Origin of the sequence: Mycobacterium sp. IS-1264 (genome assembly GCF_001954195.1) — a bacterium.
Classification (GTDB): domain Bacteria; phylum Actinomycetota; class Actinomycetes; order Mycobacteriales; family Mycobacteriaceae; genus Mycobacterium.
Genome location: NZ_MBES01000068.1, coordinates 135174 through 156949, shown reverse-complemented (window position 1 = coordinate 156949; position 21776 = coordinate 135174). Strand labels below are relative to the sequence as shown.

Below are 21776 nucleotides of genomic sequence, written 5' to 3'. Positions count from 1 at the left end.
CCCCCCCGCCGCGGCCCGGCCCCGTCGCCGGCGACGAATTCGGCGGCCATCGCGGCCGCCCCTCGGGCCCGGCGCGTGGCAGCCCGCCCGCGCGGTCGGGCGGGTCGGGGTGCGCCGACTCGTCCGGGAAGGCGGGCGGCGGCGCGCGAAATCTGCGATTCCCGGCCGCGGCGCGGGTGCTTCGGCGGGCTGAAACGCGTCCGAAATCGCCGTCGCGGGGTCGCCGACCTGCCGCTGACCACCGCGCGACACGCGCGACACGCCACGCGAAATTGTGTGAACCGCGGGACGAGTTCTCGCGACGGTCCGTGCCGCCGGCCGCGGGGCCCGACGGTTCGGCACCCGACGGCGGCGCCGCACCATAAAGCCCCAGGTAGAGGGCCGGAAACGGCGCAAAATCGGCGGGTTGGGGGCCCGCAAATGGCGCCTCGTCCAGTCGGTTTCGGGCCGCCGAACGCACCCCCGGTCTGACCCGCGCGGTGGGTCGACCTGCCTATTTACCCCAATAACCAGGGGGGTCGGGTTAGATTTCGTCAGGAAGCCTGAGTACGGTCGTCTCCGCTGGCTGAAGTACCCGGCAGAGACACAAGATCGAGAGATTGATCAGATACGGAGGAATCGTGGCCCTTCCCCAGTTGACCGACGAGCAGCGCGCGGCCGCGTTGGAGAAGGCGGCTGCCGCACGTCGAGCGCGAGCAGAGCTCAAGGACCGGCTGAAGCGCGGTGGCACCAGCCTGACCCAGGTGCTCAAGGACGCCGAGACCAACGAAGTCTTGGGCAAGATGAAGGTTTCTGCGCTGTTGGAGGCTTTGCCGAAGGTGGGCAAGGTCAAGGCGCAGGAAATCATGACCGAGCTGGAAATCGCGCCGACTCGCCGTCTGCGTGGTCTCGGCGACCGTCAGCGCAAGGCCCTGCTGGAAAAGTTCGGCTCCTAACCCGGCCGCGCGATGCAGGCCGAACGGCCTGTGCGGGCACCGACCCAGGAGCGCCGATGAGCGCGAGCGGGGGACCGGACGTCGAGTGCGGAGCGCGTCCCGAGCCGATCGGCAACGGACGCGTGGTCGTGCTGTCCGGTCCCTCCGCGGTCGGCAAGTCCACGGTGGTCCGCTGCTTGCGCGAGCGGATCCCCAACCTGCATTTCAGCGTTTCCGCCACGACGCGGGCGCCGCGGCCCGGGGAGGTCGACGGCGTCGACTACCACTTCGTGAGCCCCGCCCGCTTTCAGGAACTGATCGACGAGGGCGCCCTGCTGGAGTGGGCCGAGATCCACGGCGGGCTGCACCGATCGGGCACATTGGCCGAGCCGGTGCGCGCCGCCGCGGCGGCCGGGCGCCCGGTGCTCATCGAGGTCGATCTGGCCGGGGCCAGGGCCGTCAAGCGGGCGATGCCCGAGGCCATCGCGGTGTTTCTGGCGCCGCCCAGCTGGGAGGACCTGGAGGCCAGGCTGGTGGGCCGCGGCACCGAGACGCCCGAGGTGATCCAGCGCCGGCTGGACACCGCCCGCGTCGAGCTGGCGGCGCAGGACGACTTCGACGAGGTCGTGGTCAACAGTCGATTGGAGTCTGCGTGCGCGGAATTGGTATCCTTGCTGGTGGAAACCGCGCCTGGCTCGGATTGAGTCGCCTGGTCAGAGCCGGACCCAGACCGATCAAGCATCGACTTTCCCACCGCTCTACGCCGCCAGGAGATTTTCTTAAGTGAGCAATTCGCAGTCCGACGCGTCGCTAGCCGCCGTCCCCGCCCTGGATCAGTTCGATCCGTCGTCACCTGGGCAGGGTGCCTACGACACCCCGCTGGGAATCACCAACCCGCCCATCGACGAATTGCTGGACCGCGTCTCGAGCAAGTACGCGCTGGTGATCTACGCGGCCAAGCGGGCCCGGCAGATCAACGACTACTACAACCAGCTCGGCGAGGGCATCCTCGAGTACGTGGGTCCGCTGGTCGAGCCCGGGCTGCAGGAGAAGCCGCTGTCCATCGCTATGCGCGAGATCCACGCCGACCTGCTCGAACACACCGAGGGCGAGTAACAGGCCGGGCGCGCTGTGGACCGCAAGCGGATCGTCGTCGGCGTCTCCGGTGGCATCGCCGCCTACAAGGCGTGCACCGTCGTTCGTCAGCTCGCCGAGGCCGGCCATGAGGTCCGCGTCATCCCCACCGAATCCGCGTTGCGCTTCGTCGGGGCGGCCACTTTCGAGGCGCTTTCCGGACAGCCGGTCCACACCGGCGTCTTCTCCGACGTTCCCGAGGTGCCGCATGTGCGGCTGGGTCAGCAGGCCGACCTGGTCGTCGTGGCGCCCGCAACCGCCGACCTGCTGGCGCGTGCCGTGCACGGCCGCGCCGACGACCTGCTGACCGCGACGCTGCTCACGGCGCGATGTCCGGTGCTGTTCGCGCCGGCGATGCACACCGAGATGTGGTTGCACCCGGCCACCGTCGACAACGTGGCGACGTTGCGCCGCCGCGGGGCCGTTGTGCTGGAACCCGCATCCGGGCGCCTCACCGGCGCCGACAGCGGGGCCGGACGGCTGCCCGAGGCCGAAGAGATCACCACGCTCGCCCACCTGCTGCTGGAGCGACACGACGCCCTGCCCTACGACCTCGCCGGCTGCAAGCTGCTGGTGACCGCCGGCGGCACCCGCGAACCGATCGATCCCGTCCGCTTCGTCGGCAATCGCAGCTCCGGCAAGCAGGGCTACGCGGTCGCCCGGGTCGCCGCCCAGCGCGGCGCCGAGGTCACCCTGATCGCCGGGCACACCGCCGGACTCATCGACCCCGCCGGTGTCCACGTCGTCCACGTCAGCTCGGCGCAACAGCTCGGAGAGGCGGTGTCCAAGCACGCCCCCGACGCCGACGTGCTGGTGATGGCGGCCGCGGTGGCCGACTTCCGGCCCGCGCAGGTTGCCGCCGCCAAGATCAAAAAGGGTCCCGACGACCCGCCCACGATCGAGCTGGTGCGCAACGACGACGTGCTGGCCGGCGCGGTGCGGGCGCGCGCCCACGGCGAGCTGCCCAACATGCGGGCCATCGTGGGGTTCGCCGCCGAGACCGGCGACGCCAACGGCGATGTGCTCTTCCACGCCCGAGAGAAGTTGCGGCGCAAGGGCTGTGACCTGTTGGTCGTCAACGCCGTGGGCGACGGCAGGGCGTTCGAGGTGGACAGCAACGACGGCTGGCTGCTGGCGTCCGACGGCGCCGAGTCCGCGCTGCAGCACGGTTCCAAGACGCTGATGGCCAGCCGTATCGTTGATGCGATCGTGGCGTTTCTGCACCACACGGGCTAGCGATACTCTTGCATGCGCCCGGCTGGGCCGGTTGGGCCTAGGGCGTAAAATAATTTGTCTAACTAAGTTTTGGGTGAGGGACTGGAAGGATGACAGAGTGAGCGAGAAGGGTCGGCTGTTTACCAGTGAGTCGGTGACCGAGGGACATCCCGACAAAATCTGTGACGCGATCAGCGACTCGGTCCTCGACGCGCTTTTGGCGGAGGACCCCCGCTCACGTGTCGCGGTCGAGACTCTGGTGACCACCGGGCAGGTGCACGTCGTTGGCGAGGTGACGACGACGGCGAAAGAGGCGTTCGCCGACATCACCAACACGGTGCGCGCGCGCATCCTGGAGATCGGCTACGACTCGTCGGACAAGGGCTTCGACGGTGCGTCGTGCGGCGTGAACATCGGCATCGGCGCGCAGTCGCCCGACATCGCGCAGGGCGTCGACACCGCCTACGAGGCCCGCGTCGAGGGCGAGCAGGACCCGCTGGACGCCCAGGGGGCCGGCGACCAGGGCCTGATGTTCGGCTACGCGATCAACGACACCCCGGAGTTGATGCCGCTGCCCATCGCGCTGGCGCACCGGCTGTCGCGCAAGCTGACCGAGGTCCGCAAGAACGGCACGCTGCCGTACTTGCGGCCGGACGGCAAGACGCAGGTCACCATCGAGTACGAGGACGACGTCCCGGTCCGGCTGGACACCGTGGTCGTGTCCACCCAGCACGCCGACGGCATCGACCTGGCGAAGAAGCTGGATCCCGACATCCGGGAGCACGTGCTCAAGACCGTGCTCGACGAGCTGGCCCACGAGACCCTGGACTCGTCGTCGACCCGGGTGCTGGTCAACCCCACGGGGAAGTTCGTCCTCGGCGGCCCGATGGGGGACGCGGGCCTGACCGGCCGCAAGATCATCGTCGACACGTACGGCGGCTGGGCCCGCCACGGCGGCGGCGCCTTCTCCGGCAAGGATCCGTCCAAGGTGGACCGTTCGGCGGCGTACGCGATGCGCTGGGTGGCCAAGAACATCGTCGCCGCCGGGCTGGCGGAGCGGGTCGAGGTGCAGGTGGCCTACGCCATCGGCAAGGCCGCGCCGGTGGGATTGTTCATCGAGACGTTCGGTACCGCGATCGTCGACCCGGTCAAGATCGAGAAGATCGTGCCCGAGGTGTTCGACCTGCGGCCCGGCGCGATCATCCGCGACCTGGACCTGCTGCGCCCGATCTACGCGCAGACCGCCGCCTACGGGCACTTCGGCCGCACCGACGTCGAGCTGCCGTGGGAGCAGCTGAACATGGTCGACGAGCTCAAGCGCGCTATCTAGGCAGCGGGTGGTCGGGCTCTAGCGCGGGCAGGCCATCGATGCTGTGCCGATTGCGTTCGACCAGGCGGGCGTAGGCCTCGGCGGGCGCTTTGGCGTGATGCGCATCGAGCACCGGCCGTTCGTCGACGAGCTCGTAGTAGGGCACCGCGAACCCGCACGCGTCGGCGATGCGCTCGAGGTCGATCACGATGATGGCCCGCACGCCGGGATGTTCGCCACCGAAATGCGTTCGCAGGCCCTCGAATTCGGCGTCGTCGGGCCGGACCGCGCGGCCGGTGCCGAACAATCGCAGGATCCGCGAGTTGCGGGTGAATGAGCAGAACATGACGGTGATGCGGCCGTTGTCGCGCAGGTGGGCGATGGTTTCCACGCCGCTGCCGAACATGTCGAGATAGGCGACGGTGCGGTCGTCCAGCACCGCGAAGGTGTCCCGATACCCCTTGGGGGAGAGGTTGATTCGGCCGCCGTCGGACGGAGCGGTGGCCACGAAGAACACGGCCTGCTCGCCGATGAACTCGCGCAGCGACTCGTCGATACGCGAAAACTCTTTCGCCACGCGTCGAAGCCTAGTGCAAGGCCGCAACCGAATTTGCGGTCTAGCCGGTGAATCGGTAGTCGCCGAGGTCGAAACGCCGGCTGCGCCAGTAGGCCTCCACCGTGGTGGCGGGGCGCAGCGGCACGTCGCCGTTCTTGTCGAAGTAGTAGCTGTTGGCCAGCCGGCAGCTGTCCTGCCAGAAGACCTGACGATGCCGCTTGCGCATCATCTCGGCGAAGTAGCGGTCGTTGGCCTCCTCGGTGACCTCGACCCGCGTCGCACCCTTGCGCCGGGCCTGCTTCAGGCACCGCACGATGTGGTGGGTCTGGGTCTCGATCAGCGCGAAATACGACGAGCCGACGTAGCCGTAAGGCCCGAACACGGTGAACATATTGGGGAAACCGGGAATGCTGACGCCCTCGTAGGCCTGTAGCCGGTGTTCGTCCCAGAAGCGGCTCAGCGACCGGCCGCCGCTTCCGGTGACCGCGAAGGTCGGGACGTTGTCGGTGTCCATCACTTTGAAGCCGGTCGCCAGGATCAGCACGTCGACCTCGTGGTTTTCGCCGTCGGTGGTGGCTACGGCCGCGGGCGTGATCTTGTCGATCGGTTCGGTGACCAGCCGCACGTTGTCGCGGTTGAAGGTGGCCAGATACGTGTTGTGGAAGCCCGGCCGCTTGCAGCCCACGGCGTAGCGCGGCGTGAGTTGGTCGCGCACCGTCGGGTCGTGGACCTGCTGACGCAGATAGGAAAGCCCGGCCGACTGCATCCTCTTGGCCATCGGGAACACGGTGAAGTATTGCGCCGCAATCGGGAAGGTCAGCTCGACGAAAGCCTGGCTGAGCAGCCGCTGGACGGCTTTGCCGCCGGGGATGCGCATCGCCCAGCGCGCCGGCGCGGGCAGCGGGACGTCGAACTTCGGGAAGCACCAGATCGGGGTGCGTTGAAACACCGTGAGCTGCTTGACGATTGGGGCGATCTCGGGAATGACTTGCACTGCCGACGCGCCGGTGCCGATGATGGCGACGCGCTTACCCGTGAGGTCCTGGGTGTGGTCCCACCGGGCGGTGTGCATGGTGATGCCGGCGAAGGAGTCCACGCCGTCGATGTCGGGCAGGTTCGGCACGGTGAGCACGCCGCTGGCGCTGATCAGGAACCTGGCGGTGAGTTCGCCGCCGGGGTCGGTCTGCACCCGCCACAACGAGCGCTCGTCGTCGAACTCGGCGGAAAGCACCTTGGTGTTGAACCGGATTCGCGACCGGATGCCGTACTTGTCCACGCAGTGTTCGGCGTAGGCCTTCAGCTCGTGGCCGGGCGCGTAGGTCCGCGACCAGCGCGGGCTCTGTTCGAAGGAATACTGGTAGGAAAACGACGGAATGTCCACGGCGATACCGGGATAGGTGTTCCAGTGCCAGGTGCCGCCGACCCCGTCGCCGGCCTCGACCACGAGGTAGTTGGGCAGCCGTGCCTTGTCGAGCTTGATGGCGGCGCCGATACCGGAGAACCCGGCGCCGACGATCAGGGCATCGTAGTCGGGGTTCATGTGCGTGGCTTTCCGATCACGTGCACTCCGTTCTTCGGCCGTAGCGTCAGCGTCGCCTCGAGTTCGACGGGCGGGCCGGGCGCGAGGTCAAAGGTGAAGCGCTGACTCATGATCGCCGCCATCAGCACCATCTCCATCATGGCGAAACTCTGCCCGATGCAGATGCGCCGGCCGCCGCCGAACGGCAGGTACGCCGAGCGGGGCCGGTCGGATGGTGTGCAAAAACGGTTGGGGTCGAACGTCTCCGGGTCGGGCCACCAGCGCGGGTCGTGGTGAATGTGGTGGATCGGGATGAGGACGGTGGTGCCGCGACGGATGTGGTGGCCGCCGATCACGTCCTCCTCGATGGCCCGCCGCGAGATCGTCCACACGGCCGAGTAGTAGCGCTGCGATTCCTGCAGGCACGCGGTGGTCCACGGCAGCCTGCCCAGGTCGTCGGCGGTAGGTCGGCGAGCGCCGAGCACGTCGTCGATCTCGGCGAGCATCCGGTCGCGGGCGTCTTGGTGCTGCGCCATCAGATACCAGAACCAGGACATGGCGTTGGCGGTGGTCTCGTGGCCGGCGAGCATGAACGTCAGGGCCTCGTCGCGGATCCGCTGACGGGGCCAGCGCCCGCCGTCGGCGCGCAGCAGCACGTTGAGCAGGTCGGCGGAGTCGGTCGGGTGCAGCATCCGGTGATCGATCACGGCGTTGACGGCGCGGTCGAGGGTCAGCGTGATGTCCTGCATGTCGCGCAGCGGCGGCGGCATGCGGACGCCGGAGAAGGCCAGCCAGTGCAGTGCGTCGTAGACCGGGGGCGGCATCAGGCCCCACAGCCCGAGTCGTTGCAGCCGCTCCGCATGCCGCAGCCCGCGCGTCGCCAGGTCGTTCATGCTTTCCACCAGCGGCCCGAAGTCCTGGCTGAACAGAGAATTGGCGACCACGCGCAGTGTCGCCTCGACCATCGTCTGGTGGATGTCGAAGCGCGTGCCCGTCGGCAGCTCGTCGGTGACGGCCGCGATCGGGTCGATCATCAGGTCGACGATGCCGTTCAGGTGGCGCCGGGCGAAGGTCGGGTTCAGCTGGCCGCGGTGCGCCGCCCAGGAATCGCCCTCGTCGGTCAGCAGGTTGATGCCGGCGGTGGCGCGTATCGGCTCGTACTCGGATGACTTGACGTATTTCAGCCGCGCCTCGTGTAGCACGTGATCGACGTAGTCGGGATGACTGATCGAAACAAAACGCCTACTGGCGCAACGGAATCGGACGATATCGCTGCCGGATATCCGGCTCATGAATCCGTCGCCCACGTCGAATCCGACGGTGAGGGCCTCGCGTGTCATCGTCCAAAAGCTCAGGCGTCTGGCGGGGCCCGCCAGCGGCCGCTCAGCGGTGAGGGTCGCCATGACTCAACTGTAGGGGTGACGGCGGTGCGGAGTAATGAGATTATCGGACAAGGAGTTGGGAGTTTAGGACATCGTATGGACCAACCGCCGACGCTGAGTCACACCGTGCACGCGACCCGGGTGCTGTGCGAGGTGGCCAACGAACACGGGGTGCCGACGAGCGAGGTGCTGGCGGGCACCGCCATCGGCCCTGCCGACCTGAGCAATCCCGACACCATGGTCAGCGCCCTGGACGAGATCGAGGCGGTGCGCCGCGTGCTCGCGCGACTTCCGGGCGAGGCCGGCATCGGCGTCGACGTGGGCAGCCGGTCCACGCTTACCCATTTGGGATTGTTCGGGTTTGCCGTCATGTCGTGCGGCACCCTTCGGGAACTGTTTTCCATCGCGATGCGCTATTTCGCGCTGACCACCATGCAGATCAACCTCGCGTTGTTCGAAACCGCCGAGGACTGTGTCATCGAGCTCGACGCCGACCACCTGCCCGCGGATGTGCGGGCCTTCTTCATCGAGCGCGACATCGCTGGAATCCTAGCGACCACAAACACTTTCGTGCTGCCGGTCGCGGAGAAATACGCCGACCAGGTATCAGCCGAACTGGCGGTCGACGAGGAACTGCTGCGGCCGCTGCTCGACCTCGTCCCCGTGCATGACGTCGCGTTCGGCCGGGCGCACAACAGGGTGCGCATTCCGCGCGCCATGTTCGACGAGCCGCTGCCGCAGGCGGACCGGCACACGCTGGAAATCTGCATGGCGCAGTGCGACGTGCTGATGCAGAACAGCCAGGGCCGCCGAGGGATCACCGCGCTCGTGCGCAGCAAGCTGTTCCGCGATTCCGGTGTGTTCCCAACGCTTCCCGACATCGCCGCGGAACTCGACGTCCACCCGCGAACGCTGCGCCGGCGGCTCGCCGAGGAAGGAACGTCCTTCCGCGCGCTGCTCAACGAAGCGAGATCCACGGTGGCGGTGGACTTGTTACGTAATGTCGGGCTGACGGTGGAGGAGGTGTCCACGCGGCTGGGTTACACCGAAGTCTCGACGTTTTCGCATGCGTTCAAACGCTGGTACGGCGTGGCGCCCCGCGCGTATTCACGCCAGGGCGCCACGCCTTAGGGGTGCAGCGCCTTCTTCAGCGCCGCCAGCCCTCGGTTAGTGGCCTCGGCGGCCGCGGGGATCACGAGGGCGAAGCTGGCGTAGCCGTGCACCAGGGTCGGCTCGTTGCTCAATTCGGCGGGCACGCCCGCGGCGTTGAGCAGCTGGGCGTAGCGGGCCCCGTCGTCGCGCAGCGGATCGTGTTCGGCGGTCCCGATGTAGGCGGGCGGCAGACCGGACAGGTCGGGGGCGTTGGCCGGGGCGAGGGTGACCGGCAGCGTCGTGGGGTCGCTGATGTCGATGCCGGGCAGGTACCAGGTCAGGAAGGCGTCGATGACGTCGCGGTCCAGGATCGGCGCGGTGGCGTTCTCGGTATACGACGGCAGTGACAGATCGGCGGTGACGACCGGGTACCACAGCAGCTGGAACGCCAGCCCGGGCCCGCCGTTCTCGCGTGCCAGGTGCGCCATGACCGCGGCCAGGTTGCCGCCCGCCGAGTCGCCGGCGACGGCGATCCGGTCCGGGTCGCCGCCCAGCTCGGCGGCGTGCTCGGCGACCCACTGCAGCGCGGCCCAGGAGTCGTTGACGGCGGCGGGGAACGGGTGTTCCGGGGCGAGCCGATAGTCGACGGACACCACGATGGCGTGGGCGCCGACGGCGTGCGCGCGGGCGACGGGCTCGTGGGTGTCCAGGTCGCCCAGCGCGAAACCGCCGCCGTGATAGAAGACGACGACGGGCAACGGCGTATCCACCTCGGCCGGCCAGTAGATCCGCACGGGAATGTCGCTGAGCTCGCCGTGCCCGACCGTCCGCTCCTCGACCCGCAGCTGCGGAAGCATTTCCACCGGCACCTGGAGCTGCTTGAGCCGCGCGCGGGCGACCTCGACGCCGTCGGTTGCCTTGAAGGTCATCGGGTAGGCGTCGAGCAGCGTCTTGAACGTCGGATCGATGCCTGGTCGGGCGATGGTGGGCTCAATCATTGGTACAACATACGCCAGGGATTTACCTGTACAGCGCAGTGCGCAGCGCCGCCAGCCCGCGATCCAGCGCGGCGGTGGCGGCGGGCACCACACCGGCGTAGCCGAGGTAGCCGTGCACCATCGTCTCGGCGTTGTGCACCTCCACCGGCACACCGGCGGCGGCCAGCAGCTCGCCGTACCGGATGCCGTCGTCGCGCAGCGGATCGTGGCCGGCGACACCGATGTAGGCCGGCGCCACGCCGGCCAGGTCTTTCGCCCGGCCCGGCGCTACTCCGGGAGGCGGATCGGACAGGTCGATTTCGCCGGCGTACCACCGGGAGAACGCGGCGACGGCGCGGGTGTCGAGGATTGGCGCCGAGGCGTTTTCGGTGAACGACGGCAGCGACGGGTCCCACATCGCGGACGGATACCACAGCAGCTGAAACACCAACGCCGGTCCGCCGTTGCCGGCGCGGGCGCGCTGGGCCATCACCGCCGAGATCGTGCCGCCGGCCGAATCCCCGGCCACCGCCATGCGGCTGCTGTCGGCGCCGATCTCGGCGCCATGCTCGGCGACCCAAAGCGTTGCGGCCCAAGCGTCTTCGACCGCGGCCGGGTACGGGTGCTCGGGCGCCAACCGGTAGTCGACGGACACCACGATCGCGTGCGCGCCCACCGCGTGCTGGCGGCACGTCCCGTCGTGGGTGTCGAGGTCGCCGACGACGAAGCCGCCGCCATGGAAAAACACGACGACCGGCCAGCCGGCGTTCGGCGGAGTGGCTTCGGAATCGGTTGGCGGCCAATAGATCCGGATGCCGATGGGCCCCGCCGGGCCGTCGATGGTCCGGTCCTCAACCCGCAATTCGGGGTGCAAGGAGCGGCGCGGCAGGTCGCGGAACCGCTGGCGCGCAGCGTCGACGCCGTCGTCGGTCGATAGCCGGAACGGAACCGCATCCAGTACCTTCAGCAGGATGGGGTCGATCTCGTCGGCTTTTTTCTCCAAGTCGGGCATGGAGGTACCGTACGCATCCCGCCTGGTGGTCGGGTGTTGGGTGGTGGCCGGCTGGGCGGGACTCGGCTACGGCATCTACCTGACGGTGATCGCGTTGCGCTCGCCGCCGGGCATCGAGCTGACCGGCCATTGGGTTCTGCAGCCGCCGTTCAAGGCGTCGATGGCGCTTTTGCTGACGGCCGCCGCGGTGGCGCACGCCGTGGTGCGCGAGCGGCGCTGGCTGATGCCGGCGCTGCTGCTGTCGGCCGTCGGCGACTGGCTGCTGGCGATCCCGTGGTGGGGACCGTCGTTCGTCGGCGGGTTGGCCGCGTTCCTGTTGGCGCACCTGTGTTTTCTGGGCGCGCTGCTTCCCCTGGCGCGCGCACGGTCGCGTCCGCGGCTGGCCGCCGTCGCCGTGATGTGCGTGGCGACGACGTCGCTGCTGGCATGGCTGTGGCCGCATCTGGGCAAGGACAAGCTTTCGGTAACGGCCTACATCGTCGCGCTGACCGCCATGGTGTGTGCGGCGCTGTTGGCCGAGCTGCCGACGATCTGGACCGCGGTGGGGGCCGTGTGTTTCGCCGTGTCTGACGCGATGATCGGCATCGGGCGGTTCATCCTGGGCAACGAGGCACTCGCGGTGCCGATCTGGTGGACGTACGCCGCGGCCCAGATCTTGATCACCGCCGGTTTCTTTTTCGGCCGAGACCAACCCGCCGATGACACCGCCGACCGCATTGAAAGCCAAGGGTAGCAACACATCTCGCGAGGCAGCGTGACTCCCAAACCGCGCACACCCGTCGAGGTGGAGCCCATCGCCAGGGTGCTGCCGATGCTGTCGGTCCCGCACCTCGATCGGGAATTCGACTACCTGGTCTCGGCCGAGCAGTCCGACGATGCGCAGCCGGGGGTCCGGGTGCGGGTGCGTTTTCACGGCCGGCTGGTCGACGCATTCGTGCTCGAACGCCGCAACGACACCGATCACGTCGGCAAGCTGGGTTGGCTCGATCGCGTCGTGTCGCCCGAACCGGTACTTACCGCGGAGATCCGCCGCTTGGTCGACGCGGTGGCCGCGCGGTACGCCGGCACCCGGCCGGACGTGCTGCGCCTGGCGGTCCCGGCCAGGCACGCCAGGGTGGAGCGGGAAACCGCGGCGTCCGAGCCGGACCCGGCGCCGCCGGCACCGGTCGACCCGTCGGGTTGGGAGCTCTACGCCCGCGGCGGGCAGTTCCTTGCCGCCCTGGCCGAGTCGCGTGCGGCGCGCGCGGTGTGGCAGGCGCTGCCGGGCGAGTCGTGGGCGGACCGGTTCGCCGAGGCCGCCGCGCAGACCATCCGCGCCGGCCGCGCGGTGCTGGCGATCGTGCCCGATCAGCGCGATCTGGACGCGCTGTGTCGCTCCGCGACGGCCCGGATCGACGAACGCGGCGTGGTCGCGCTGTCGGCGGGCCTCGGGCCGGCCGCACGCTACCGGCGCTGGCTCGCCGCGCTGCGGGGCAGCGCCCGGCTGGTGATCGGCACCCGCAGCGCGGTGTTCGCGCCGATGTCCGACCTGGGCCTGGTCATGGTCTGGGCCGACGCCGACGACAGCCTGGCCGAGCCGCGGGCGCCGTACCCGCATGCCCGCGAGGTGGCGATGCTGCGCGCGCATCAGGCGCGGTGTGCGGCGCTGATCGGGGGCTATGCCCGCACCGCAGAGGCGCAGGCGTTGGTGCGCGGCGGATGGGCGCACGACATCGTGGCGGCCCGGCCGGTGGTGCGCGCCCGCACCCCGCGGGTGGTGGCCCTGGACGACACCGGTTACGCCGACGAACGCGACCCGGCGGCCCGGACCGCGCGCATACCGTCCATCGCGCTGCGCGCGGCCCGCGCGTCGCTGGAGGCCGGCGCCCCGGTGCTCGTTCAGGTGCCGCGGCGGGGGTATGTGCCCTCGCTGGCCTGCGGGCGCTGCCGCACCATCGCCCGTTGCCGGCACTGCACCGGGCCGCTGTCGCTGCAGGAAGGCGGGCTGGGTGCCGTCTGCCGCTGGTGTGGCCGCGCGGAACCGGCGTTGCGGTGCGCGCGGTGCGGATCCGACGCGGTGCGTGCGGTGGTCGTGGGGGCCCGGCGGACCGCCGAGGAACTCGGCCGGGCGTTCCCGGGCACGGCGGTCGTCACCTCGGCGGGCGATGCCGTCGTGACCGACGTCGCCGACCGGCCCGCCCTGGTGGTCGCCACCCCGGGTGCCGAGCCCCGCGCGCCGGGCGGGTACGGGTCGGCGCTGCTGCTGGATACCTGGGCGCTGCTGGGCCGGCAAGACCTGCGCGCGGCGGAGGACGCCCTGTGGCGCTGGATGAGCGCCGCCGCGCTGGTGCGTCCGCGCGGCGACGGGGGTGTGGTCACTGTGGTCGCCGAATCGTCAATTCCCACAGTGCAATCGCTGATCCGCTGGGACCCGGTGGGTCACGCCGACGCCGAGCTGACCGCGCGAACCGAAGTCGGCCTGCCGCCGAGCGTGCACATGGCCGCCATCGACGGGACGGCGGGCGCCGTGGCGGCGTTGCTGGACGAGGCCCGGTTGCCCGACGGGGCCGATCTGCTCGGACCGGTCGACCTGCCGGCGGGGGTGCGCCGTCCGGCCGGCAGCACCGCCGCCGCGGCGGTGACCCGGATGCTGGTCCGCGTCCCCCGTGAGCAGGGCCTGGCGCTGGCGGCCGGCCTGCGGCGCGCCGTCGGGGTGCTCAGCGCGCGGCAAAGCCATCAGCCGCTCCGGGTGCAGATGGACCCGCTGCACATCGGGTAGTGGCGAATCCCCGATGCCGAACCGGATCGACGCGCCCGATGGAGATAGTGTGCGTAGGAAATAATCCGTGCTTACGATATTGGACGCTGTTACCGGGAGAGGGGCACGATGGCACCCGACGCGACGGCGGCTGACGAGTCGCTGGATGTGATCACCGATGCGTTGCTGACCGCGTCCCGGCTACTGGTGGCCGTATCGGCCCGCTCCATCGGACAGGTCGACGAGTCCATCACCATTCCGCAGTTCCGAACGCTGGTCATCCTTTCCAATCGGGGCCCGGTCAACCTGGCCACGCTGGCCGGCCTGCTGGGGGTCCAGCCGTCGGCCACCGGGCGGATGGTCGACAGACTCGTCTCCGCCGGGCTGATCGATCGCCTGCCGCACCCGACGTCGCGGCGCGAATTGCTCGCCGCGCTGACCCCGCGCGGGCGCGAGGTCGTTCGGCGGGTCACCGCGTACCGCCGTTCCGAAATCGCGGCCATCGTGGAGAAAATGCCGCCGCCGGAGCGGCACGGGCTGGTGCGGGCCCTGACCGCGTTCACCGCCGCGGGCGGCGAGCCCGACGTGCACCTCGACGTCGACGTGGTGTAGGCGCGGGGGCTCAGCGCGCCTCCGCGACCAGCAGCAGATACTCCCATTCCATGGTGCCGTCGGTGAGGTATTGCTGTGCCAGTTCGATGAGTTGGGCGTCGAGCTCGGCGGTCAGCACGCGATTGTGGCCGATGTTCGCATAGGCCTCGATCGTCGGGCCGTAGTGATTCTTGAAGTAGTCGTGCACGGCCGCGGCGGTGTCGAACCGGTGCACGGCCAACATGCCCCGCCTGGTTTCGACGCCCCGGATTCGATCGCCCAGCAGCCCGGCGATGTACCCTTCGCGTCCCCATAGCGCCGCCGGGGGTACGGCCGGCGACAGACTGGGGCGATAGGGCCTGATGGTGGCCAGCATCCGGCCGAAGAATCCTTCCGCGGTCCAGCTGATCAGGCCAATCGTCCCGCCCGGCCGGCAGACTCGGACCAGCTCGCTGGCGGCGCGCCGGTGGTCTGGGGCGAACATCACGCCGATCGCCGAGAGCACGGTGTCGAATTCGCCGTCGCCGAACGGCAGCGCGTGCGCGTTGGCCTCCCGGTAATCGAGCCTCAATCCCGCGGCCGCGGCCCGCGCCCGGGACCGCGCGAGCAACTCCGGCGTCAGATCGGTGGACACGACGCTGGCCCCCGCCCGGGCGGCCGGCAGCGAGATATTGCCCGACCCGGCGGCGACGTCGAGCACCCGGTGGCCGGGCCCAATGCCAGTGGCGGCCACCAGGATTGGGCCGAGCGGGGCCATCACTTCCTCGGCCATCAGGGGGTAGTCGCCCAGCGCCCACATGGTGCGGTGCGCGGCGGCCACGTCGTCGGTCGTCGTATCGAGGGTCATCGGACCTCCTCAGATAGGAGCCACTGGAAATAGTAACTTAAAGAAACAATATACAGATGCAACTGTGTGAAACCTGAGTATGTCCTGCGCAGATCCCGTCATTCCTAGACTTGTGCGCGTGCGTCTCGTCTTCGCCGGTACTCCGGAGCCCGCGCTGCCCGCGCTGCGCGCCCTCGTCGACTCACCCCGCCACGAGGTGGTCGCGGTCCTGACCCGGCCCGACGCCGCCTCCGGCCGGCGGGGCACGCCACAGCCGTCGCCGGTGGCCCGCGAGGCGCTCGACCGAGGCATTCCGTTGCTGCGGCCGGCGCGGCCGAACTCGCCGGAATTCGTCGCGGAGCTCACGGAGTTCGGGCCCGAGTGCTGTGCGGTGGTGGCCTATGGCGCGCTGCTGCGCGACGCCCTGCTCGCGGTGCCCCCACGAGGGTGGATCAACCTGCACTTCTCGCTGCTGCCCGCCTGGCGAGGCGCGGCGCCGGTGCAGGCCGCGATCGCGGCGGGGGACACCATCACCGGGGCGACGACGTTTCGGATCGAACCGAGCCTGGACTCCGGACCGGTCTACGGCGTCGTCACCGAGACGATCCGGCCGACCGACACCGCGGGCGATCTGCTTGAGCGCCTTGCCCTTTCGGGGGCGGCGCTGCTGTCGACCACGCTGGACGGCATCGCCGACGAGACGCTGACGCCGCGGCCCCAGCCGGCCGACGGGGTCAGCGTCGCGCCGAAGATCACCGTCGAGGGGGCCCGGGTGCGCTGGGACCTGCCGGCACCGGTCGTCGAACGCAGCATCCGCGCGGTCACACCCAACCCCGGCGCCTGGACGCTCATCGGCGACCTGCGGGTCAAACTGGGGCCGGTGTACCTCGACGAGGCTCCAGAATCCTTGCCGCCCGGCGACATTCGCGTCGACCGAAAGAGTGTATGGATCGGCACCGGCTCGGACCCGGTGCGGCTGGGCCAAATTCAGCCGCCCGGAAAGAAACTCATGAACGCTGTCGACTGGGCGCGCGGCGCCAGGCTCGACCCCGCCGCGCGGGCGTCGTGAGTCCGCAACCGCGAAGGCGGCGGCGGCCGCTCGACCCGGCCCGCGCCGCCGCGTTCGAGGTGCTGCGCGCCGTCAGCGAGCGCGACGCGTACGCGAACCTCGCGCTGCCGGCGCGGCTGCGCGAACGCGGAATCAGCGGTCGCGACGCGGCTTTCGCCACCGAACTGACCTACGGAACCTGCCGCACCCGGGGCCTGCTCGACGCGATCATCGGTGCGGCGGCCGGAAGGTCGCCGGAAGCGATCAACCCGGTGTTGCTGGACCTGCTGCGGCTCGGCGCCTACCAATTGCTGCGCACCCGCGTCGACGCCCACGCGGCGGTATCCACCACGGTCGAACAGGCGGGCATCGAATTCGACTCGGCGCGAGCGGGTTTCGTCAACGCCGTACTGCGGACCATCGCGGGTCGGGACGAGAAGTCCTGGGTCGAGGAGTTGGCCCCGGATCCCGCGCGAGATCCGATCGGACACGCGGCGTTCGTGCGCGCACACCCGCGGTGGATAGCCCAGGCCTTCGCCGACGCGCTGGGTGCGGCGGCGACCGAACTCGACGCGCTGCTGGTCAGCGACGACGAACGGCCCCAGGTGCATTTGGCGGCCCGCCCGGGAGTCCTCACCGCCGCCGAACTGGCCGATGCGGTCGGCGGCAGCGTCGGTCGCTATTCGCCGTACGCGGTCTACCTGCCCGGCGGCGACCCCGGCCTGCTGGCGCCGGTGCGCGACGGCGACGCGCTGGTTCAAGACGAGGGCAGCCAGCTGGTGGCCCGCGCGCTGACGCTGGCCCCGGTCGACGACGACACAGGCCGGTGGCTGGACCTGTGCGCCGGGCCGGGCGGCAAGACCGCGCTGCTGGCGGGCCTGGCCGCCCCGTCCGGGGCCCGGGTCACGGCGGTCGAGCCGGCACCGCGCCGCGCGGAGCTGGTCGAGCAGAACACCCGCGGGCTCGGCGTTGACGTGCTGCGGGTCGACGGGCGGGAGACCGGCCTCGAGCCCGGTTTCGACCGCGTCCTGGTCGACGTGCCGTGTACCGGGCTGGGCGCGTTGCGCCGGCGGCCGGAGGCCCGCTGGCGGCGCCAGCCGGCCGACGTGCCGGCGCTGACCAAGCTGCAACGCGAGCTGGTGGCCGCCGCGATCGCGCTGACCCGGCCCGGCGGCGTGGTGCTGTATGCGACCTGTTCACCGCACCTGGCCGAAACCGTCGGCGTGGTCGCCGACGCGCTGCGCCGTCAGCCGGTGTGCGCGCTGGATACCCCGCCGCTGTTCGCACCCGCGCAGCTGGGCGAGGGCCCGTATGCGCAGCTTTGGCCGCACCGGCACGGCACCGACGCGATGTTCGCCGCCGCGCTGCGCCGCCTTGCGTGAGCTTCGGATCGCCGCTCAGTAGTCTTGCGCTCATGTCACGCAGCACGGGACCTGTGACGGGCCCCCTGATCGCACCGTCCATCCTGGCCGCCGACTTCGCCCGGCTCGCCGACGAAGCGGCCGCGGTGGAGGGCGCCGACTGGCTGCACGTCGACGTGATGGACGGCCACTTCGTGCCCAACCTGACGATCGGGCTGCCGGTTGTCGAGAGCCTGCTGACCCACACCGACATCCCGATGGATTGCCATTTGATGATCGACAATCCGGACCGGTGGGCACCCCCGTACGCGGAAGCGGGCGCGTACAACGTCACCTTCCACGCCGAGGCCACCGACAATCCCGTCGGCGTGGCCCGCGATATCCGGGCCGCCGGCGCCAAAGCCGGGCTCAGCATCAAGCCGAAGACTCCGCTGGATCCCTACCTCGAGATCCTGCCCCACTTCGACACCTTCCTGGTGATGTCGGTGGAGCCCGGCTTCGGCGGCCAGAGCTTCATCCCGGAGGTGCTCAGCAAGGTGCGCACGGTTCGCAAGATGGTCGACGCGGGCGAGCTGACGATCCTGGTCGAGATCGACGGCGGCATCAACGACGAGACCATCGAGCAAGCCGCCGAGGCCGGCGTCGACTGCTTTGTCGCCGGTTCGGCGGTATACGGCGCCCAGGATCCGGAGGCCGCGGTCCGGGCGTTGCGGCGTCAGGCCGGTGCCGCCTCACCGCACCTGAGCTTATGAGCCTCGAGCGGGTCGACAGCATCGAGTCGGCCATGCGCCTCGCCATCGAGCAGTCCTATCAGGTCAAGGGCGCCACCTACCCGAATCCGCCGGTCGGGGCCGTCATCCTCGATCCCGAGGGCCGGGTCGTCGGCGTCGGCGGCACCGCGCCGGCGGGCGGCGACCACGCCGAGGTGGTGGCCCTGCGCCGGGCCGGCGGCTTGGCGGCCGGCGGCGTCGCGGTGGTCACCCTGGAGCCCTGCAACCACTACGGCAAGACGCCGCCGTGCGTGAACGCCCTGATCGACGCCAAGGTGGCGACGGTGGTCTACGCCGTCGCGGATCCGAACGCGATCGCGGGCGGCGGGGCGGACCGGCTCTCGGCGGGAGGCGTCGAGGTGCGCTCCGGAGTGCTGGCCGACCAGGTGGCGGGCGGGCCGCTGCGTGAGTGGCTACACCGGCAACGGACCGGGCTGCCGCATGTGACGTGGAAGTACGCCAGCAGCATCGACGGGCGCAGCGCCGCCTCGGACGGATCGAGTAAGTGGATCTCCAGTGAGGCCTCGCGGCTGGATCTGCATCGGCGCCGCGCCATGGCCGACGCGATCGTCGTGGGCACCGGCACCGTGCTGGCCGACGATCCGGCACTGACGGCTCGGCTGCCCGACGGCTCGCTGGCGGACGAGCAACCGCTGCGCGTGGTGGTCGGGATGCGCGAAATACCTTCCGAGGCAAAGGTTCTCAACGACGATTCGCGCACCATGGTGATTCGCACCCACGATCCGGCCGAGGTGCTCAAGGCGCTCTCCGACCGCACCGACGTCCTACTGGAGGGCGGACCGACGCTCGCCGGTGCGTTCCTGCGGGCCGGCGCGATCAACCGCATCCTGGCCTACGTCGCGCCGATTCTGGTGGGTGGCCCCATCACGGCCGTCGACGACGTGGGGGTGTCCAGCATTTCCAAGGCGCTGCGCTGGCAGTTCGACGGCGTCGACCGGGCCGGCCCGGACCTAGTGATCAGCCTGGTGCCGCACAGCGGCTAGCGGTCGCCCAGCGCGACGGTCTCTTGCTCGGGGACTTCCGTTTCGTCGGCGTGCTCCTTGCGGCCGCCGACCAGCAGGCCCAGCAGCGCCCCCGCGATACAGATGCCAACGGTGATCAGGAAGATGTCGCCGAACATCTGGGCGAACGCCTTCAGGAAAAGGGTTGCCTGGGCGGCCACCCGTTCCATCAGGGTGGCGTTGGGCGGGATCTCGGCCGTCAGGTGGGCCAGCTTCCGGTTGAACGAGTAGAAGCCGAAGGCGCTCAGCGCGGCCATCCCGATCAGCATGCCGGTCATCCGGGCCACCACCACCGCGGCTGAGGCGATGCCGTGTTGGGCGGGCGGGACGACACGCAGGGCGGCCGACGACAGCGGCCCGATCACCAGGCCGAGTCCGAGGCCGGCCACCAGCAGGTCGGCGTGCATCGCGGGCAATGTGAGCAGGCCAAAGATGTTGTGGCGCTGCTCCAACAGATCCTCGCGCCAGTAATGGATCAGCCAATACCCGTAGGCCGCGATCAACAGGCCGATGAAGGTCATCGCACGATCGCCGATCCGGGTGGCGATCCAGCCGCCCAGCACCGCCCCGATCGGCAGCGCGATCAAGAACCACAGCAGCAGGCCGGCCGCTTGGTTCTGGTCCATCTGCAGCACGCCCTGGCCGAACAACTCGACGTCAACCAGGGTCACCATCAGCGCCGCACCCGCCGTCACCGACGCGCCCAAAGCGGCCAGGAAGGGCCGGAAATGCACACCCGCCGGTTCGATCAGCCGGGTGCGCGAGAAACGCTCCCAGATCACGAACACCACCGCGACCGCGATCGCCCCGATCACCAACGGCAACCCGTAGCTCGGCAGCAGCTGCTTGCCGTCGGGCTGCGGGTTGTACAGCCCGATGACCGCCAGGCCCAGCGCGATGGCCAGCAGCAGACCACCCACCAGGTCGATCTTCTCCGGCTTGTCGGCGCGGTCGTGCGACGGCAGGCTGAACTGAATCATCGCCATGGCGATCAAGGTCAGCGGGACGTTGATCCAGAACACGTAGCGCCAGTCGTGGGACAACCAGACGATGAAAATGCCGTACAGGGGACCCAGCACGCTGCCGAGTTCCTGCGCGGCGCCGATGCCGCCGAGCACGCCGGCGCGGTTGCGTTGGGCCCACAGGTCGGCGCCCAGCGCGAGGGTGACCGGCAACAAGGCGCCGCTGGCGATGCCCTGGACGGTGCGGCCGGCGACCAGCATGTGGAAATCGCCGAAATGCCCGGCCAGCGCGGTCACCACCGAACCGACAATGAACAGCGCCAGGGCGGTCTGCAGCAGCAGCTTGCGACCGAACCGGTCGGAGGCCCGGCCCAACAACGGCATCGCGGCGATGTAGCCCAGCAGGTACAGCGTGACGATCCAGGTGATGCGCTGCAGTTGGTTGAGCGGGATGTGAACGTCCCGCATGATGTCGCGCATGATCGTGACGACGACGTAGGTGTCCAGGGCGCCCAGCAGTACCGCCAGGCTGCCCGCACTGATCGCGACGCCGCGTCCCGCCCGCATGCCCATCAGCTGACCGGGGGCTTCGTGACGGTGACCGGCTGGTTCCAGTTGGACAGGGTCATCTGGACGGAATTGCCCTGGCTCTTCTGCAGGTTGACCTGGACCAGCTGGTGGTCGCCGCTTTCCTGGATCCAGACGGTGCTCGGCAGCGCCTGCGTCGCATTGAACGGCGGCGCAATCTTGTTCACCGCGTCGGCCGGGACGTTGCCGCTGATACGAATGGTGTTTTGGCCGTTGATCGTTTCGCGCCCCTCGGCCTTGGCGTCGCGGAAGTTCGCCAGCACGTTGGCCAGGCCGTTGTCGGGACTCAGGATCGCGGAGACGTCGTAGATGTCGGAGGCCTTGCCGAAATCGCTCCACTTGTTCGGGGTGAGCGTGGCGTACAGCACCGAGTCGTAGACGACGAAGTTCGCGTCGATGTCGGAGCCCGCCAACGTCAGCTGGACATTGCCCGACGCGGCGGTGGCGGGGGTGGTGGTGAGGTCGCCGTTGAGCACCTTGATGGGCAGGCCCTGGACCTTGCCCTGGACCGACAGCACCAGGTGCACGCTCTTGACGTTCTTGGTGGTGTCGGACGATTGCTTGACCAGTGTCGAGGCATCGGGCAGCGGTGCGCCGCTGGGTTTCGAGCCCGACGAACAACCGGCGATCAGGGCGGTGATGAGGCTTAGGGAAGCGAGGACGGCCAATACACGGTGGCGGGTCTGCATACTCTGCATCGTAGAGGGTGCCGCGGACCGGGTTCGAGAACGCCAGGGCCCGTGGCCAATTAGCCTGGTGCA

21 protein-coding genes are annotated in these 21776 nt (G+C 69.6%); 13 read left to right on the top strand and 8 right to left on the bottom strand.

The features are described from left to right. Positions 1-620: 620 nt before the first annotated feature. The 5 genes from mihF to metK all read left to right on the top strand — a co-directional run bounded on the left by mihF (position 621) and on the right by metK (position 4593). Complete coding sequence (gene mihF, locus A5744_RS17210) at positions 621-935, top strand: integration host factor, actinobacterial type (protein ID WP_076063029.1); 315 nt, start codon at positions 621-623, stop codon at positions 933-935. Positions 936-991: 56 nt separating this feature from the next. Beyond that, complete coding sequence (gmk, locus tag A5744_RS17205; RefSeq protein ID WP_076063027.1) at positions 992-1618, top strand: guanylate kinase; 627 nt, start codon at positions 992-994, stop codon at positions 1616-1618. A 79-nt stretch (positions 1619-1697) separates the two neighbouring features. Beyond that, a complete protein-coding gene (gene rpoZ, locus A5744_RS17200) occupies positions 1698-2030 on the top strand; it encodes a DNA-directed RNA polymerase subunit omega (RefSeq protein ID WP_076063025.1) in 333 nt (110 codons plus the stop codon). A 15-nt stretch (positions 2031-2045) separates the two neighbouring features. Beyond that, positions 2046-3284, top strand: a complete 1239-nt coding sequence (coaBC, locus tag A5744_RS17195; RefSeq protein WP_076063023.1) for a bifunctional phosphopantothenoylcysteine decarboxylase/phosphopantothenate--cysteine ligase CoaBC — start codon at positions 2046-2048, stop codon at positions 3282-3284. A 97-nt stretch (positions 3285-3381) separates the two neighbouring features. Then, positions 3382-4593, top strand: coding sequence for a methionine adenosyltransferase (gene metK / locus A5744_RS17190; protein WP_076063021.1), 1212 nt, complete (start codon positions 3382-3384; stop codon positions 4591-4593). Here metK and A5744_RS17185 read toward each other — a convergent pair. From A5744_RS17185 to A5744_RS17175, 3 genes are read right to left on the bottom strand one after another with little or no spacing between them, the layout of a single operon-like run. Beyond that, the gene (locus tag A5744_RS17185) at positions 4586-5149 is read right to left on the bottom strand and encodes a pyridoxamine 5'-phosphate oxidase family protein (protein WP_076063019.1); all 564 of its coding nucleotides are present in this window, start codon (positions 5147-5149) and stop codon (positions 4586-4588) included. The two genes, metK and A5744_RS17185, sit on opposite strands and share 8 nt — an antisense overlap. A 40-nt stretch (positions 5150-5189) precedes the next feature. Next, positions 5190-6668, bottom strand: coding sequence for an NAD(P)/FAD-dependent oxidoreductase (locus A5744_RS17180; RefSeq protein ID WP_076063018.1), 1479 nt, complete (start codon positions 6666-6668; stop codon positions 5190-5192). Further along, positions 6665-8050 carry a cytochrome P450 gene (locus tag A5744_RS17175; protein WP_076063016.1) on the bottom strand — a complete coding sequence of 462 codons (1386 nt, stop codon included), beginning with the start codon at positions 8048-8050 and terminating at the stop codon, positions 6665-6667. The genes A5744_RS17180 and A5744_RS17175 overlap by 4 nt, the downstream gene beginning before the upstream one ends. A 75-nt stretch (positions 8051-8125) precedes the next feature. Between A5744_RS17175 and A5744_RS17170 the strand changes: the two genes are divergently transcribed. After that, positions 8126-9160, top strand: a complete 1035-nt coding sequence (locus tag A5744_RS17170) for an AraC family transcriptional regulator (protein WP_076063014.1) — start codon at positions 8126-8128, stop codon at positions 9158-9160. Here A5744_RS17170 and A5744_RS17165 read toward each other — a convergent pair. Together A5744_RS17165 and A5744_RS17160 are read right to left on the bottom strand one after the other, a co-directional pair. After that, on the bottom strand, positions 9157-10119 hold the full coding sequence (locus A5744_RS17165) for an alpha/beta hydrolase (RefSeq protein WP_076063012.1): 963 nt from the start codon (positions 10117-10119) through the stop codon (positions 9157-9159). The genes A5744_RS17170 and A5744_RS17165 overlap by 4 nt on opposite strands. 22 nt (positions 10120-10141) lie before the next feature. Next, positions 10142-11110: an alpha/beta hydrolase gene (locus A5744_RS17160; protein ID WP_076063009.1), complete on the bottom strand. Its 969-nt coding sequence runs from the start codon at positions 11108-11110 to the stop codon at positions 10142-10144. Between A5744_RS17160 and A5744_RS17155 the strand changes: the two genes are divergently transcribed. The 3 genes from A5744_RS17155 (at position 11109) to A5744_RS17145 (ending at position 14459) form a co-directional block, all read left to right on the top strand. Continuing rightward, positions 11109-11843, top strand: a complete 735-nt coding sequence (locus tag A5744_RS17155) for a lysoplasmalogenase (RefSeq protein WP_076063007.1) — start codon at positions 11109-11111, stop codon at positions 11841-11843. The two genes, A5744_RS17160 and A5744_RS17155, sit on opposite strands and share 2 nt — an antisense overlap. 21 nt (positions 11844-11864) lie before the next feature. After that, positions 11865-13868: a primosomal protein N' gene (locus tag A5744_RS17150; RefSeq protein WP_240563075.1), complete on the top strand. Its 2004-nt coding sequence runs from the start codon at positions 11865-11867 to the stop codon at positions 13866-13868. A 108-nt stretch (positions 13869-13976) separates the two neighbouring features. Beyond that, the gene (locus tag A5744_RS17145) at positions 13977-14459 is read left to right on the top strand and encodes a MarR family transcriptional regulator (protein ID WP_076063005.1); all 483 of its coding nucleotides are present in this window, start codon (positions 13977-13979) and stop codon (positions 14457-14459) included. A 10-nt stretch (positions 14460-14469) separates the two neighbouring features. Here the strand turns inward: A5744_RS17145 and A5744_RS17140 are convergent, their stop codons facing one another. Continuing rightward, entirely contained in the window at positions 14470-15285 is an 816-nt protein-coding gene (locus A5744_RS17140; protein WP_076063003.1) for a class I SAM-dependent methyltransferase, read from the bottom strand. Between the two features lie 118 nt (positions 15286-15403). Between A5744_RS17140 and fmt the strand changes: the two genes are divergently transcribed. The 4 genes from fmt to ribD are packed head-to-tail and all read left to right on the top strand — an operon-like array spanning position 15404 to position 19447. After that, the gene (gene fmt / locus A5744_RS17135) at positions 15404-16333 is read left to right on the top strand and encodes a methionyl-tRNA formyltransferase (RefSeq protein WP_076063051.1); all 930 of its coding nucleotides are present in this window, start codon (positions 15404-15406) and stop codon (positions 16331-16333) included. Then, positions 16330-17694 (top strand): rRNA small subunit methyltransferase B, encoded by a 1365-nt coding sequence (locus A5744_RS17130; RefSeq protein WP_076063001.1) that lies wholly within the window; start codon positions 16330-16332, stop codon positions 17692-17694. Before fmt ends, A5744_RS17130 begins: the two co-directional genes overlap by 4 nt. 32 nt (positions 17695-17726) lie before the next feature. Continuing rightward, on the top strand, positions 17727-18425 hold the full coding sequence (rpe, locus tag A5744_RS17125) for a ribulose-phosphate 3-epimerase (protein ID WP_076062999.1): 699 nt from the start codon (positions 17727-17729) through the stop codon (positions 18423-18425). Further along, positions 18422-19447, top strand: a complete 1026-nt coding sequence (gene ribD, locus A5744_RS17120) for a bifunctional diaminohydroxyphosphoribosylaminopyrimidine deaminase/5-amino-6-(5-phosphoribosylamino)uracil reductase RibD (RefSeq protein ID WP_076062997.1) — start codon at positions 18422-18424, stop codon at positions 19445-19447. The genes rpe and ribD overlap by 4 nt, the downstream gene beginning before the upstream one ends. On the opposite strand, the gene A5744_RS17115 is transcribed toward ribD, so the two are convergent. After that, positions 19444-20994, bottom strand: coding sequence for an MFS transporter (locus tag A5744_RS17115; RefSeq protein ID WP_139331393.1), 1551 nt, complete (start codon positions 20992-20994; stop codon positions 19444-19446). The genes ribD and A5744_RS17115 overlap by 4 nt on opposite strands. 5 nt (positions 20995-20999) lie before the next feature. Then, positions 21000-21713, bottom strand: coding sequence for an LppX_LprAFG lipoprotein (locus A5744_RS17110; protein WP_240563074.1), 714 nt, complete (start codon positions 21711-21713; stop codon positions 21000-21002). Positions 21714-21776 lie beyond the last annotated feature (63 nt).